The organism is Actinomycetota bacterium (genome assembly GCA_035640355.1).
GTDB lineage: Bacteria > Actinomycetota > UBA4738 > UBA4738 > HRBIN12 > CALGFI01.
In genome coordinates, this window is sequence record DASQWI010000014.1 from 37,720 (window position 1) to 51,294 (window position 13,575).

Annotated in this window: 25 protein-coding genes and 2 pseudogenes; all 27 read left to right on the forward strand. The window is 66.7% G+C overall.

Going from position 1 to position 13,575, the window contains the following annotated elements; translation table 11 throughout:
* Position 1: 1 nt before the first annotated feature.
* Positions 2–835 carry a 50S ribosomal protein L2 gene (gene rplB, locus VFA08_07590; protein HYZ13453.1) on the forward strand — a complete coding sequence of 278 codons (834 nt, stop codon included), beginning with the start codon at positions 2–4 and terminating at the stop codon, positions 833–835.
* A complete protein-coding gene (gene rpsS / locus VFA08_07595; GenBank protein HYZ13454.1) occupies positions 832–1,113 on the forward strand; it encodes a 30S ribosomal protein S19 in 282 nt (93 codons plus the stop codon). Before rplB ends, rpsS begins: the two co-directional genes overlap by 4 nt.
* Positions 1,114–1,127: 14 nt before the next feature.
* Entirely contained in the window at positions 1,128–1,472 is a 345-nt protein-coding gene (rplV, locus tag VFA08_07600; protein ID HYZ13455.1) for a 50S ribosomal protein L22, read from the forward strand.
* Entirely contained in the window at positions 1,473–2,393 is a 921-nt protein-coding gene (rpsC, locus tag VFA08_07605) for a 30S ribosomal protein S3 (GenBank protein HYZ13456.1), read from the forward strand.
* On the forward strand, positions 2,393–2,812 hold the full coding sequence (rplP, locus tag VFA08_07610) for a 50S ribosomal protein L16 (GenBank protein HYZ13457.1): 420 nt from the start codon (positions 2,393–2,395) through the stop codon (positions 2,810–2,812). Before rpsC ends, rplP begins: the two co-directional genes overlap by 1 nt.
* A complete protein-coding gene (rpmC, locus tag VFA08_07615; GenBank protein HYZ13458.1) occupies positions 2,812–3,036 on the forward strand; it encodes a 50S ribosomal protein L29 in 225 nt (74 codons plus the stop codon). The genes rplP and rpmC overlap by 1 nt, the downstream gene beginning before the upstream one ends.
* Positions 3,037–3,053: 17 nt before the next feature.
* A complete protein-coding gene (gene rpsQ / locus VFA08_07620) occupies positions 3,054–3,329 on the forward strand; it encodes a 30S ribosomal protein S17 (protein HYZ13459.1) in 276 nt (91 codons plus the stop codon).
* Between the two features lie 14 nt (positions 3,330–3,343).
* A complete protein-coding gene (gene rplN, locus VFA08_07625) occupies positions 3,344–3,715 on the forward strand; it encodes a 50S ribosomal protein L14 (protein ID HYZ13460.1) in 372 nt (123 codons plus the stop codon).
* Between the two features lie 2 nt (positions 3,716–3,717).
* The gene (gene rplX, locus VFA08_07630; protein ID HYZ13461.1) at positions 3,718–4,056 is read left to right on the forward strand and encodes a 50S ribosomal protein L24; all 339 of its coding nucleotides are present in this window, start codon (positions 3,718–3,720) and stop codon (positions 4,054–4,056) included.
* On the forward strand, positions 4,053–4,637 hold the full coding sequence (rplE, locus tag VFA08_07635) for a 50S ribosomal protein L5 (GenBank protein HYZ13462.1): 585 nt from the start codon (positions 4,053–4,055) through the stop codon (positions 4,635–4,637). Before rplX ends, rplE begins: the two co-directional genes overlap by 4 nt.
* 14 nt (positions 4,638–4,651) lie before the next feature.
* A complete protein-coding gene (locus VFA08_07640) occupies positions 4,652–4,837 on the forward strand; it encodes a type Z 30S ribosomal protein S14 (GenBank protein ID HYZ13463.1) in 186 nt (61 codons plus the stop codon).
* A complete protein-coding gene (gene rpsH, locus VFA08_07645) occupies positions 4,834–5,244 on the forward strand; it encodes a 30S ribosomal protein S8 (protein ID HYZ13464.1) in 411 nt (136 codons plus the stop codon). Before VFA08_07640 ends, rpsH begins: the two co-directional genes overlap by 4 nt.
* Positions 5,245–5,257: 13 nt before the next feature.
* Positions 5,258–5,806 (forward strand): 50S ribosomal protein L6, encoded by a 549-nt coding sequence (gene rplF / locus VFA08_07650; protein ID HYZ13465.1) that lies wholly within the window; start codon positions 5,258–5,260, stop codon positions 5,804–5,806.
* A gap of 19 nt (positions 5,807–5,825) precedes the next feature.
* Entirely contained in the window at positions 5,826–6,179 is a 354-nt protein-coding gene (gene rplR, locus VFA08_07655; GenBank protein HYZ13466.1) for a 50S ribosomal protein L18, read from the forward strand.
* 26 nt (positions 6,180–6,205) lie between these two features.
* Positions 6,206–6,817: pseudogene (gene rpsE / locus VFA08_07660) on the forward strand (30S ribosomal protein S5).
* Positions 6,814–7,041 (forward strand): 50S ribosomal protein L30, encoded by a 228-nt coding sequence (rpmD, locus tag VFA08_07665; GenBank protein HYZ13467.1) that lies wholly within the window; start codon positions 6,814–6,816, stop codon positions 7,039–7,041. Before rpsE ends, rpmD begins: the two are co-directional and overlap by 4 nt.
* On the forward strand, positions 7,038–7,481 hold the full coding sequence (rplO, locus tag VFA08_07670; protein ID HYZ13468.1) for a 50S ribosomal protein L15: 444 nt from the start codon (positions 7,038–7,040) through the stop codon (positions 7,479–7,481). The genes rpmD and rplO overlap by 4 nt, the downstream gene beginning before the upstream one ends.
* Positions 7,482–7,493: 12 nt before the next feature.
* The gene (gene secY, locus VFA08_07675; GenBank protein HYZ13469.1) at positions 7,494–8,786 is read left to right on the forward strand and encodes a preprotein translocase subunit SecY; all 1,293 of its coding nucleotides are present in this window, start codon (positions 7,494–7,496) and stop codon (positions 8,784–8,786) included.
* Between the two features lie 4 nt (positions 8,787–8,790).
* Positions 8,791–9,453: an adenylate kinase gene (locus VFA08_07680; GenBank protein ID HYZ13470.1), complete on the forward strand. Its 663-nt coding sequence runs from the start codon at positions 8,791–8,793 to the stop codon at positions 9,451–9,453.
* Positions 9,454–9,475: 22 nt separating this feature from the next.
* Positions 9,476–10,231, forward strand: a complete 756-nt coding sequence (gene map, locus VFA08_07685; protein HYZ13471.1) for a type I methionyl aminopeptidase — start codon at positions 9,476–9,478, stop codon at positions 10,229–10,231.
* A complete protein-coding gene (locus VFA08_07690) occupies positions 10,228–10,851 on the forward strand; it encodes a DivIVA domain-containing protein (protein ID HYZ13472.1) in 624 nt (207 codons plus the stop codon). The genes map and VFA08_07690 overlap by 4 nt, the downstream gene beginning before the upstream one ends.
* Before the next feature lie 161 nt (positions 10,852–11,012).
* Entirely contained in the window at positions 11,013–11,231 is a 219-nt protein-coding gene (gene infA / locus VFA08_07695; protein HYZ13473.1) for a translation initiation factor IF-1, read from the forward strand.
* Between the two features lie 13 nt (positions 11,232–11,244).
* Complete coding sequence (gene rpmJ, locus VFA08_07700; protein HYZ13474.1) at positions 11,245–11,358, forward strand: 50S ribosomal protein L36; 114 nt, start codon at positions 11,245–11,247, stop codon at positions 11,356–11,358.
* 22 nt (positions 11,359–11,380) lie between these two features.
* Entirely contained in the window at positions 11,381–11,764 is a 384-nt protein-coding gene (gene rpsM / locus VFA08_07705) for a 30S ribosomal protein S13 (GenBank protein HYZ13475.1), read from the forward strand.
* A 14-nt stretch (positions 11,765–11,778) separates the two neighbouring features.
* The gene (gene rpsK, locus VFA08_07710) at positions 11,779–12,171 is read left to right on the forward strand and encodes a 30S ribosomal protein S11 (protein ID HYZ13476.1); all 393 of its coding nucleotides are present in this window, start codon (positions 11,779–11,781) and stop codon (positions 12,169–12,171) included.
* A 114-nt stretch (positions 12,172–12,285) separates the two neighbouring features.
* Entirely contained in the window at positions 12,286–13,215 is a 930-nt protein-coding gene (locus VFA08_07715; GenBank protein ID HYZ13477.1) for a DNA-directed RNA polymerase subunit alpha, read from the forward strand.
* A gap of 2 nt (positions 13,216–13,217) precedes the next feature.
* A pseudogene (rplQ, locus tag VFA08_07720) lies at positions 13,218–13,568 on the forward strand (50S ribosomal protein L17).
* Positions 13,569–13,575 lie beyond the last annotated feature (7 nt).

The window sequence follows — 13,575 nt, forward strand, 5'->3', positions numbered from 1 at the left end:
AATGGCCGTTCGGAAGTACAAGCCGACGTCGCCCGCGAGGCGGGGCGCCAGCGTGTCCTCGTTCGACGAGATCACACGCTCCTCGCCGGAGCGCAAGCTTCTCGACAAGGGTCGGAACCGCGCCGGGCGGAACACGCACGGCCGCGTCACCACGCGTCACCAGGGCGGCGGCAACAAGCGCCGCTACCGCGTGATCGACTTCAAGCGGAACAAGGACGGCGTTCCGGCGAAGGTCGCGCATATCGAGTACGACCCGAACCGGACGGCGCGCATCGCGCTGCTGCACTACGCCGACGGCGAGAAGCGGTACATCCTCGCCCCGAACGGTCTGTCGCCGGGCGCCCGCGTGGTATCTGGCGAGGGTGCTGACGTTCGGCCGGGGAACGCCCTCCCGCTCCGGAACATCCCGGTGGGGACCACCGTGCACGCCGTGGAGCTCAAACCCGGCGGCGGTGCGCGAATGGCGCGATCGGCCGGGGCGAGCGTGCAGGTGATGGCCAAGGAGGCCGGCTACGCCACCATACGCCTGCCCTCCGGTGAAACCCGGATGGTCCTGGCCTCTTGCAGGGCAACCGTCGGCGAGGTCGGCAACGCCGAGCACGAACTCATTCAACTCGGCAAGGCGGGGCGGTCACGGTGGAAGCGGAAGCGGCCGTCGGTCCGCGGCGTGGCGATGAACCCGGTCGACCATCCGCTCGGCGGCGGCGAAGGCAAGAGCTCGGGCGGTCGTCACCCGACCACCCCGTGGGGGAAGCCCGAGGGCCGGACGCGCAAGAAGAAGAAGGCGTCGAACAAGCTCATCGTGCGGCGCCGCGGGAAGGGGCGTGGTCAGTGACGCGCAGCATCAAAAAGGGCCCGTTCGTCGACGACCACCTGATGATCAGGATCGTCGAGATGAATCGGCGCAACGAGAAAACGGTTGTGCGCACCTGGTCGCGCCGCTCGACGATCGTGCCCGAGATGGTGGGTCACACGATCGCCGTGCACGATGGTCGGAAGCACGTCCCGCTGTACATCTCCGAGTCGATGGTCGGGCACAAGCTCGGCGAGTTCGCGCCCACGCGAACGTTCCGATCGCACGCGCGCGCGGAACGATCGACGACCGCGAGGTAGAGGGAACGAAAGACATGCAAGCCAAAGCGACGGTGAAATACGCGAGGATCACGCCCTCCAAGGCGCGCCGAGTGATCGAGATGATCCGCGGGCGCCAGATCGACGAAGCGCGTCGCATCCTGCGGTTCTCGCCGCTCGGCGCGGCGAAGACGGTGGAGAAGGCACTGAACTCTGCCGTGGCGAATGCCGAGCAGCAGCCGGGGGTCGCGCCGCAGAACCTCGTCGTCGAGCGGGCGTGGGTCGACGAGGGCCCGACGCTCAAGCGTTGGCGTCCCAGGGCCTACGGCCGCGCGACCAAGGTGTTCAAGCGCACGTCGCACATCACGCTGGTAGTGACGTCGTTGGGAGAGGAAGAGTAAGTGGGTCACAAGGTCAACCCGTACGGGTTCCGTCTGGGGGTCATCTACCCCTGGAAGTCCAACTGGTTCGCCCGGCGCGATTACGCGACCCAGCTGCACGAGGACGTCTGGATTCGAAAGCACATCCGGTCTCGCCTGGCGCGCGCGGGAATCTCGAGCATCGACATCGAGCGCAAGGGCGACCAGATCTGGGTGTACATCCGCACGGCCCGGCCGGGGATCGTGATCGGCAGAAAGGGCGCCGAGGTCGACCGGATCCGCAAGGACATCGAACGGGTCACCAAGAAGCGCGTCGACGTGAAGGTCGAGGACATGAACTCCGCCGCGTCGGAGGCGCGCCCCGAGACCGACGCGACGCTGCTCTCGCAGGGCGTTGCCGAGCAGCTCGCCGGTCGCGTGTCGTTCCGTCGCGCGATGCGCAGGGCCGTACAGACCGCCATGCGCTCGGGTGCCCTCGGCGTTCGCGTGCAATGCGGAGGCCGCCTCGGTGGGACCGAGATGTCGCGGCGGGAGTGGTATCGCGAGGGTCGCGTTCCGTTGCACACGCTGCGCGCGAAGATCGATTTCGGTCAGGCCGAAGCAAAGACGACGTTTGGCCAGATCGGCGTGAAGGTGTGGGTCTACCACGGTGACGAGATCCCGCAGGCGGAGCAAGAAACCGAGCGTCTGCGCGCTCGCGCCCTCGCCCAGGTGGCCAGCGGCGGCGGCGCCTCGACCGGTGCGCTCATCACCGACGTCCGCGAGGCCGCCGAGGTCGCCGAACCCGAAGAGGCTGAGCCAACCGTGGAAGCGGAGGAGGCCGAGGCGGAGGAACCGACCGGCGACCCGTCGACGGGCGAAGCCGCGCCGAGCGCGAACGCTACCGTCGACGAGGAGCCCAAGCGCGCTGCCGCGGAGGCCCCGCCCGAGGAGGATCGTTGATGCTCGCGCCCAAGAAGGTCAAGCATCGCAAGGTGCACCGGGGGCGGCGTCGAGGTCGGGCCAAGGGCGGCACCGAGATCCAGTACGGCGACTACGGCCTTGTGGCGCTGGAGCCGGCGTGGATCACCAACCGGCAGATCGAGGCGGCCCGGGTGGCGATCACGCGCCACATCCGTCGCGGCGGGAAGGTGTGGATCAACATCTTCCCCGACAAGCCCGTCACGAAGAAGCCGGCCGAGACGCGAATGGGCTCGGGGAAGGGCAACCCGGAGGGCTGGGTCGCCGTCGTGAAGCCGGGCCGCGTGATGTTCGAGCTGGCCGGCGTCTCCGACACGCTTGCCCGCGAGGCCATGAGCCGCGCCGCGCACAAGCTGCCCATCAAGACGAAGCTCATCTCCCGTGCGGGGGGTGGTGAGTGATGGCACGAGTGCGAGAGCTCCGCGACCTCGGTGAACAGGACCTGCTCGAACGACTCGAGTCTTCCAAGGAGGAGCTGTTCAACCTGCGCTTCCAGCTCGCCACCGGGCAGCTCGACAATCCCATGCGGGTCAAGCAGCTGCGTCACGAGATCGCACAGATCCTCACGGTTCTCCGCGAGCGTGAGCTCGACCAGGAGCGTGAGGCCGTGGAGTCCCAGCCATGAGCGAACGAGAGCGAGACATGAGCGAGACATCGCAAGTGACCGAACGGGGGCGCCGGAAGGTCCGAACGGGCGTGGTCGTGTCCGACAAGATGGACAAGACCGTCCTCGTCCGCATCGACCGCAAGGTTCGACACCCGCTGTACCGCAAGACGGTCGCGCGTTCGAACAAGCTCGCCGCGCACGACGAGAACAACGATGCACATGTCGGTGACACGGTTCGCGTGATGGAGACGCGTCCGCTCAGCAAGACCAAGCGGTGGCGCCTCGTCGAGGTCGTCCAAAGGGCGAAATAGGAAACAGAGGAGCAGTGATTCAGCAGGAGACCCGATGCAAGGTCGCAGACAACACGGGGGCCAAGGAGGTCCTGGTGATCCGCGTCCTCGGCGGCTCACACCGGCGGTATGCCGGCGTGGGTGACGTCGTCGTCGGCTCCGTGAAGGACGCGCTGCCGGGTGGCGGCGTCAAGAAAGGTGAAGTGGTGAAGGCAGTGGTCGTTCGAACCGCCAAGGAGCGTCGAAGGCCGGACGGTTCGTACATCAAGTTCGATGACAATGCGGTGGTCTTGCTCACGACCGACGCGAAGAACCCGCGCGGCACGCGCATCTTCGGCCCGGTCGCCCGCGAGCTCCGCGAGAAGCGGTTCATGAAGATCATCTCGCTTGCCCCGGAGGTGCTGTAGCGATGCCAGGCGTCGACATCAAGAGGGACGACACGGTCCGCGTGATGAACGGCAAGAGCCGCGGTCACGTCGGGCGCGTGATCCGCGTGCTCCCCCGGGAGCGGCGGGTACTCGTCGAAGGCGCCGCGATGGCCAAGAAGCACCAGCGGACGACTGGCAAGCGCTCCTCGAGCGGATCGCAGCTGCAGCAGGGCGGCATCATCGACACCGAGCAACTCATCGACATCTCGAACGTACAGCCCGTGTGTCGGAGCTGCGGCAAACCGACGCGGGTCGGCCACCGCGTCGAGGACGATGGCACGCGCGTGCGCATCTGTCGCAAGTGTGGTGAGGACCTGTGAGTCAAACGACGTACGTTCCCCGGCTGAAGACGCGCTTCCGCGAGGAGGGCGTGCCACGTCTGCAGCGCGAGCTCGGTTTGGACAACCCGATGCAGGTTCCTCGACTCGACCGCGTCGTCCTGAACATGGGCGTTGGTGACGCCCTCAAGGACGGCCGTATGCTGGAGGCCGCGGTCGACGACCTCACGACGATCACCGGGCAGAAGCCGGTGATCACCAAGGCCCGGAAGTCCATCGCCGGGTTCAAGCTGCGCGAGGGCATGGCGATCGGCGCGAAGGTCACCCTGCGGGGCGACCGGATGTGGGAGTTCATCGATCGGCTCGTGGCGATCGCGATCCCCCGGATCCGGGACTTCCGCGGGCTGAACCCGAGCGCGTTCGACGGCGGTGGGAACTTCACGCTCGGGCTGACCGAGCAGCTGATCTTCCCGGAGATCGACTACGACAGGGTGGTCAAGGTCCGGGGGATGGACATCACGGTCGTGACGACCGCGAAGAACGACGAGGAAGGACGCGCGCTGCTGGTGGCGCTGGGGTTCCCGTTCGAGGGGATCCCGGTGGTGCAAGCGGAGGCGTCGTAGCGAGGACAACGGATATGGCGAAGAAAGCGCTGATCAACAAGCAGCAGCAGCAGCAGAGGTTCAAGGTACGCGAGTACACGCGATGCTCGCGATGCGGTCGCGCACGCGCCGTGTACCGCGGCTTCATGCTCTGCCGGATCTGCCTGCGCGAGCTCGCACACGCGGGCGAGCTGCCGGGGGTGACCAAGGCGTCATGGTGAGGCTTGCCACCAACGTCTCGGACCCCATCGGGGACCTGTTGGCGCGGATCCGCAACGCGAACCTCGCCTACAAGGACGACCTGATCGTGCCGGCGTCCAAGATGAACGAGGCGATCGTGAAGATCCTTGCGGCCGAGGGCTTCGTCGGCGGATACGAGCCGGAGGGTGACGGGCTCGACCGGACACTCCGGGTGACGCTGAAGTACGGCTCGAAACGCGAGCGCACGATCACCGGGTTGAAGCGTGTGAGCCGCCCGGGACGGCGCATGTACGCGGGGCGGACCGGTCTCCCGCGCGTGCTCGGTGGTCTCGGCGTCGCCATCGTGTCGACGTCGCAGGGTGTGATGACGGACCGTGACGCCTCCCGCAAGGGCATCGGCGGCGAGGTCCTCGCGTACGTTTGGTAGCAGGGGTAGCGATATGAGTCGTATCGGCAGACAACCCATCGAGATCCCGAGCGGGGTCGACGTCACGATCGAGGACTCCTCGGTGACCGTGAAGGGCCCGCGAGGAACGCTCAGCACGCGTTTCCATCCCGAGATGCGCGTCGTCCACGAGGACGCCGCGATCCGCGTCGAGCGACCAAGTGACGAGGGATTCCACCGGAGCCTGCATGGCCTCACGCGCTCGCTGATCGCGAACATGGTCGAGGGCGTGACGAAGGGGTACGAGAAGCGCCTGGCCATCGTCGGTGTCGGCTATCGCGCCGCGATGCGCGGCAACGCGCTTGAGCTGCAGGTGGGCTACTCACACCCCGTTCCGTTCCCGGCACCGGAGGGCATCGAGTTCGAGGTTCCCACCCCCACGTCAATCGTCGTTCGCGGCAACGACAAGCAGCTGGTCGGCGAGGTGGCCGCCAACATCCGGAAGGTACGCAAGCCGGAGCCGTACAAGGGCAAGGGCATCCGCTACGAGAACGAGTATGTGCGCAAGAAGGCCGGCAAGGCCGCGAAGACCGGGGCCGCGTGATGCGGGCGGGTGGGGCCAGGTGAATGCCAAGACCAAGCACGATGCTCGTGTTCGCCGCCACGTCCGGACCCGGACGAAGGTCAGCGGCACCGCGGAACGACCGCGTCTCGCGGTGTTCCGTTCCAATCGGCACATCTACGCGCAGCTGATCGACGACTCGGCTTCTCGAACGCTCGTGGCAGCGTCGGACCGCGAGGTGCAGGGTCGCGGCGACGGCAAGACGAGTTCGGCCAAGGCGGTGGGCGAACTGATCGCCGAGCGCGCAAAGGCCGCCGGCATCGAGGCCGTTGTGTTCGACCGGGGCGGAAGGCTGTACCACGGACGTGTCGCAGCCCTCGCCGAGGGAGCACGCGAGAAGGGACTTCGGATCTGACCATGCGCCGATATGACTCACAGGGCGAGAAGAGCATCTACGAGGAGCGGGTCATCGCGATCAACCGCGTGGCCAAGGTGGTCAAGGGGGGCCGTCGCTTCTCGTTCGCCGCTCTCGTCGTCGTCGGCGACGGTGCGGGTCGCGTTGGTCTCGGCTATGGCAAGGCCAAAGAAGTCCCGGCCGCGATCTCGAAGGGCATCGAGGAGGCCAAGCGCAAGATGTTCGAGGTTCCGATGATGGGGACGACGATCCCGCACCAGGTGTTCGGTGAGGACGGGGCCGGCGTCGTGCTGCTGAAGCCGGCCGCGCCGGGGACCGGCGTCATCGCCGGCGGTCCCGTTCGCGCTCTCGTCGAGGTCGCCGGGATCAAGGACATCCTGTCGAAATCGCTCGGCTCATCGAACGCCATCAACATCGTGAAGGCGGCGATGAGCGGCCTTCGCTCGCTCAAGCGTCCCGAAGAGGTGGCGCGGCTGCGCGGGCGTGATGTTCGCGACGTGGCGCCGAAGCCGATGCTGGATGCGGTGAGCGCCGCGCAGGATCGGATGCAGGCGGCGCGCGCCGCGAAGCTCGAGGAGGTCTATGGCGACCAAGCCGGAGCCTCGCCGGAATCGCCGTCGGGCGGAGGCCGCCGATGACCTCGCGCTCGAGGAGCGAAGCGGTGGCGCACGGCAGAAGGCTCAAGGTCACGCAGGTCCGGAGCGTCATCAACAGGCCGAAGGACCAGAAGTCGACGGTGCGACGTCTCGGCCTGCACCGGATCAACGACACCGTGGTGAAGGACGACCGTCCCGAGATCCGGGGGATGATCGAGAAGGTCCGTCACCTGGTTGAGGTAGAGGTAGTAGAGGAGTCGTCGTGAAGATCCACCACCTCAAGCCGGCCGAGAGGTCGAAGACCGACCGCAAGCGGGTCGGACGGGGCCGAGCGGGCGTCCGCGGGAAGACGGCGGGGCGCGGCTCGAAGGGTTACCTCGCGCGCCACAACCCGAGGCCCGGGTTCGAGGGCGGCCAGATGCCGCTCCAACGCCGAGTTCCCAAGCTGAAGGGGTTCAAGAATCCGAACCGCGTCGAGTACGCCGTCGTCAACGTCGAGACGCTCGGGCGGTACTTCGATCGTGAGGTCGACCCCGCGGCGCTGTCCGCGCACGGGCTCGTTCGCAAGGGTCGCCCGGTGAAGGTGCTCGCCCGTGGCGAGCTCGACAAGGCGTTGACGGTGAAGGCTCACGCGTTCTCGGAAGCGGCGAAGGAGAAGATCGAGCGCGCCGGCGGAACCGCCGAGCTTCTCGGAACCGACGGGTAGGATAAGGACCTCGTGCTCCGCGCCTTCGTCAATGCGTTCAAGGTCCCCGACCTCCGCAACAAGATCCTCTTCACCCTGTTCATCATCGCGGTGTACCGGCTCGGCTCGTACGTGCCGGTTCCCGTCGTCGACATCTCACTACTTCAGAGCCAGCTCGAACAGCAGGGTCTGACCGGGTTCCTCACGTTCATCGATCTGTTCTCAGGCGGCGCGCTGACGAACGTGGCGGTATTCGGGCTCGGCATCATGCCCTACATCACCGCGTCCATCATCATGCAGCTCCTCTCCGTCGTGATCCCCAAGCTCGAGCAGTGGCGCAAGGAGGGCGAGCAGGGCGCGAAGAAGGTCAACCAGTGGACGCGCTACGTCACCGTGGCACTCGCGCTACTCCAGTCGACGGGACTGGCGTTCCTGTTCCATTCCGGTTCGCAACAGCTCGGCGGCGTCGACATCTTCCCGACGGGGGAGTTCACCGCGCCGAACGTCGCGCTGATCGTCCTGATCCTGACGGCCGGCACCGCGATGATCATGTGGATGGGTGAGCTCATCACCCAGCGTGGGATTGGCAACGGCATGTCGATCCTCATCTTTTCCAGCGTGATCTCGGGGCTTCCCACGCAGGGACGCTCGATCTACTTGAGCGGAGGAGCCGGGAAGTTCGCCACGATCATCGTCATCGGGCTGGCCATCATCGTCGCGGTCATCTTCGTCGAGCAGGGCCAGCGACGGATCCCGGTGCAGTACGCCAAGCGCGTCGTCGGCCGACGGATGACGAGCGGCGGGAGCACGTACATCCCGCTGAAGGTGAACCAGTCCGGCGTGATCCCGATCATCTTCGCCAGCTCGCTGCTGTACTTCCCCACGCTGCTGGCGAGCGTCTACCACGCGCAGTGGTTCCAGAACGTCGTGAACGACTACGTAACCAATCAGCGAAGCGTGGTCTACATGGCGATCTACGGTCTCCTGGTCATCTTCTTCGCCTACTTCTACACGGCGATCGCGTTCAATCCGGTCGACACGGCGGACAACCTTCGCAAGTACGGCGGTTTCGTCCCCGGCATCCGCCCGGGACCACCGACCTCCGACTACCTGAGCTTCGTGTTGACCAGGATCACGCTGCCCGGCTCGATCTTCCTCGCCTTGATCGCGCTCCTCCCGGCGATCTTCTTCGCGTACTTCCTCCCGGTGGCGCAGTTCCCGTTCGGCGGTACTTCGCTGCTGATCACGGTGGGCGTCGCGCTCGAGACGATGAAGCAGCTCGAGTCGCAGCTGCTGATGCGTCACTACGAGGGCTTCCTGAGGTAAGGCCGTGCGGATCATCCTGCTCGGCCCACCGGGCGCGGGGAAGGGGACGCAGGCAAGGAAGCTGGCCGAGCGCTACGGGCTCGCAGTGATCGCGACCGGTGACATCTTCCGCGACCACATCGCGCGCGAAACACCGCTCGGGATGCGGGCCAAGGAGTTCGTCGACTCGGGCGAGTACGTCCCGGACGACATCACCACCGAGATGGTGTTCGACCGACTCGACCAGCCGGATACGCGTGAGGGGTTCATCCTCGACGGGTTTCCGCGAACCGTTCCGCAGGCGCAGGCGCTCGAGCGCGCGCTGGGGGCGTGGGGGAGACCGCTCTCGGCCGTGCTGAACTTCAAGATCTCCGACGAGGTCGCGGTGAAGCGGCTCCACGCCAGGCTCGTCTGCCCGAACTGCGGGCGCTCGTACAACATCGAGTTCAAGCCGCCACGAATCGAAGGCGTCTGTGACGTGTGCGGGCATGAGCTCCGGGGTCGCTCGGACGACGACGAGGCGACGGTCCGCCGGAGGCTCGAGGTCTACCACAAAGAGACGAAGCCCCTCGTCCTATACTTCTGGGAGCGCGGCCTCCTCCGAGACATCGACGCCGAGGCGCCGGTCGAGGTCGTGGCCCACCGGACTATTGAGGCCATCGCCGATCTGACCGAGGATTACGGGTAGGGCCGCGGGCGTTGGAGACGATGTGATCATCTACAAGTCCCCCGATGAGATCGACAAGATGCGGAAGGCTGGCCGCATCGTTGCCGGGACCATCGACCGCGTCCTCGCGGCGGTCGGGCCGGGCGTCACCACCGCAAAGCTCGACGAGGTGGCCGAGGCGTACATCCTCGAGCAGCGCGCGACGCCCTCGTTCAAGTGGTACCGGGGGACGTTCCCAGCGTCGATCTGCACCTCGCTGAACGACGAGATCGTGCACGGCATCCCGTCGACGAAGCGGGTTGTTCGCGAGGGTGACGTCCTGTCGCTGGACTTCGGGGCGATCTGGGACGGCTTCCACGCCGACTCCGCGGTGACGATCATCGTCGGCGATCCGCGGTCGCCCGACGCCGAGAAGCTCGTGCGCGTTACAGAGGAGGCGCTCGAGGCGGGGATCTCGCAGATCCGTCCGGGCGGACGGCTCTCCGACATCGGCGCGGCCGTCCAGCAGGTCGCCGAGGGGGCGGGATTCTCCGTCGTCCGCGAGTACGTCGGACACGGGATCGGCCGGGCCCTCCACGAGGACCCCCAGATCGCCAACTACGGTGACCCCGGGCGGGGGCCGGTTCTCAAGCCGGGGCTGGTTGTCGCGGTCGAGCCGATGGTGAACGTGGGCGGCTGGGAGACGCGGGTGCTCGCCGACGACTGGACGGTGGTGACTAAGGACGGGTCGCTCTCGGCGCACTTCGAGCACACCATCGCGGTGACCGAGGACGGGCACGAGGTCCTGACCGTCCGATGAACGGAGGCTCCGTCTACCGGGCCGACTTCCAGCAAGTCAGGCGGGGATATGCCCCGGATGAGGTGACCGCGCACCTCCGGCTTGTCGCCGAGCACATGGCCGACCTCGAGGCGCGCATCAAGGAGCTCGACGCGCAGCTCGCGGAGCGGCAACAGTCGGGCGGCGCGGACGCGGGAGATCCGTACGACATCGTTGCGGCACGGATCGCCGACCTGGTCCGGTCGTTCGACGAGGACGTGGCGCGGATGAGGTTGGACGCCGAGACGGAGGTCGACCGGATCCTGCAGGAGGCGCGAGATCAGGCCGAACGCACCAGGCAAGAGGCGCAGGCCGAGGTGGAACGCTCGCAGCAGGATGCGGAGACCGCCCGGCAGCAAGCCGAGGCGGACGCCGCCCGGATCATCTCCGACGTGACGGAGCGGTCCCAGCGTCTGATCGCCGATGCTCACCAGGAGGCTGAGGAATCGGTGGCCGCCCTCCGGTCGCGCCGCGACGCCCTGCTCGAAGACCTCAGCCAGATCAATCAGTGGCTGGACGAGACGTCCGGGAGGCTCGGAGCCATCCTCGAGCGGGCGGCCCCGCAGGACTCCGTCGTCGTCGAACCCGAGAGGGCCGAGTAGCCAGCCCTGGGGTTCCTGCGGCCGCAACGCGCCACGTTTTGCCTGGTCATGGACGGTTCGACGCGCCGTCCCCTATACTGGCGGTCCGCCTCCAGCCGGAGGCGGTTCCGGCTCGCCCGTGGGTGGGTCGGCGTGTCCAGAACCCGAGGAACAACCGGAGCTTGCCGAAGAAAGACGCCATCGAGGTCGAGGGAACGGTCACCGAACCACTCCCGAACGCGATGTTCCGGGTGCAACTCGAGAACGGGCACAACGTGTTGGCGCACATCTCGGGGAAGATGCGGATGCACTACATCCGGATCCTTCCCGGGGACCGCGTGCTGGTCGAGCTCTCGCCGTACGACCTGACGCGGGGCAGGATCGTCTATAGGTACAAGTGAGGAACGAACGAAGATGAAGGTCCGTCCGTCCGTGAAGAAGATGTGCGACCGCTGCAAGGTTATCCGCCGGCGCGGCCGGATACGCGTGATCTGCTCGAACCCGCGGCACAAGCAGGTACAGGGCTAGGCCAAGGGAGGGAAAAGAGCACATGGCTCGCATCGCAGGCGTCGACCTTCCACGCGACAAGCGCGTGGACATCGCGCTCCGCTACATCTACGGGATCGGCCCGACGCGGGCGTACAAGATCATCGACGGGACCGGCGTCGACGGCGGCACGAAGGTTCGCGACCTGGCCGAGGACGAGGTGAGCCGGATCCGCGAGTTCATCGACAGGACGTTCAAGGTCGAGGGTGATCTTCGGCGCGAGGTCGCTCAGGAAATCAAGCGCAAGATCGAGATCGGCAGCTACCAGGGCGTCCGCCACCGGCGGAGCCTGCCGGTCCGCGGCCAGCGCACCCACACGAACGCGCGTACACGTAAGGGACCTCGGAAGACCGTCGCGGGCAAGAAGAAGGTCGCGGCCAAGAAGTAGGAGCGGACGTCACCATGGCGAAGCCGAAGGCCAAGAAGACCAAGCGTCGCGAGAAGAAGAACGTCGTGCACGGTCAGGCCCACATCAAGTCGACGTTCAACAACACGATCGTCACGATCACCGACCTGCACGGAAACACGATCAGCTGGGCGAGCGCCGGCAACGTGGGCTTCAAAGGATCACGAAAGTCGACGCCGTTCGCGGCGCAGCTGGCCGCTGAGTCCGCCGCACGGAAGGCGCAGGAACACGGCCTTCAGAAGGTCGATGTGTTCGTGAAGGGGCCCGGATCCGGTCGCGAGACCGCGATCCGATCGCTCGCCGCCACGGGACTCGAGGTGGCAGGCATCCAGGACGTCACGCCGGTGCCGCACAACGGCGTCCGGCCCAAGAAGCGCCGTCGCGTCTAGGCGGCGAAGAAACAGCCCGCGGAGTCGAACGCGGGTGGGTCCGCGGGCAACAGCCGCGACCCGAACGCAGATGGCGGGGAGGAGTGGATGATCCCCCGCGGAGGAGGTAGCGCAGTGTTTATCGTCGCAAGACCGCAGATCCAGGAGGAGCCCGTCTCCCCGACGCGGTCCAGATTCGTCATCGAGCCCCTCGAGCCGGGGTTCGGCTACACGATCGGGAACTCGCTCCGCCGCACGCTGCTCTCGTCGATCCCGGGCGCGGCGATCAGCTCGGTCCGCATCGACGGCGTGCTGCATGAGTTCTCGATGGTCCCCAAAGTGACCGAGGACGTCACCGACATCATCCTGAACCTCAAGGAGCTCGTCGTCCGGAGCGACGTCGACGAGCCGGTCACCGTCTATCTGAAGTCCAAGGGCCCTGGCGACGTGACCGCCGGTGACATCTCGCCGCCCGCTGGGGTCGAGGTGCTGAATCCCGAGTTGCACCTGGCGACCGTGGGCAAGGGCGGCTCGCTCGAGATGGAGCTGACCGTCGAGCGCGGCCTGGGGTACCGCATGGCCGACAAGAACAAGAAGCCTCGCGATCCGATCGGCGTGATCCCCGTCGACTCGATCTTCTCCCCGGTGCGGCGCGTGTCGTATTCGGTGGAGAACACGAGGGTCGAGCAGATGACGGACCGCGACCGGTTGATCCTCGACGTCGAGACCGACGGCTCGATCACCCCCCGCGAGGCGGTCGCCTCGGCAGGCGGGACGCTGCTCGAGCTCGTTCAGCTCGTGAGCGACCTCGCCGAAGCGCAGTCGATGCAGGTTGGCCCGGCCGAGGACGACTCGATGCCGTCGGACTACGCGATCACCGTCGAGGAGCTCAACCTGTCGGTGCGCTCGTACAACTGCCTGAAGCGCGAGGGGATCAACACCGTCGGCGACCTCGTTCAGAAGTCCGAGGCTGAGCTGATGGACATCCGCAACTTCGGCCAGAAGTCGATCGACGAGGTCAAGGCCAAGCTCGAGGAGCTCGGTCTGAGTCTCCGCGAGGAGTAACGATGCCCAGACCGAGGAAGGGTGCGCGTCTGGGATCGGGCCCGGCGCACCAACGACTCTTGCTGAACGGCCTTGCGGCGCAGCTATTCGTACACGAGCGGGTCAACACGACCGAGGCGAAGGCCAAGGCCGTCCGTCCCGTGGCCGAGAAGCTGATCACGTTCGCCAAGAAGGGCGACGTGGCCTCGCGGCGAGAGGTGCTGAAACGCATCCCCGACCGCGATGTGGTCCACAAGCTGTTCAGCGAGATCGGCCCGCGCTTCGCCGACCGCAACGGCGGCTACACGCGGATCCTGAAGCTCGGTCCGCGGCAGGGTGATGCCGCACCGATGGCCCGGATCGAGCTCGTCGAACAGGGCT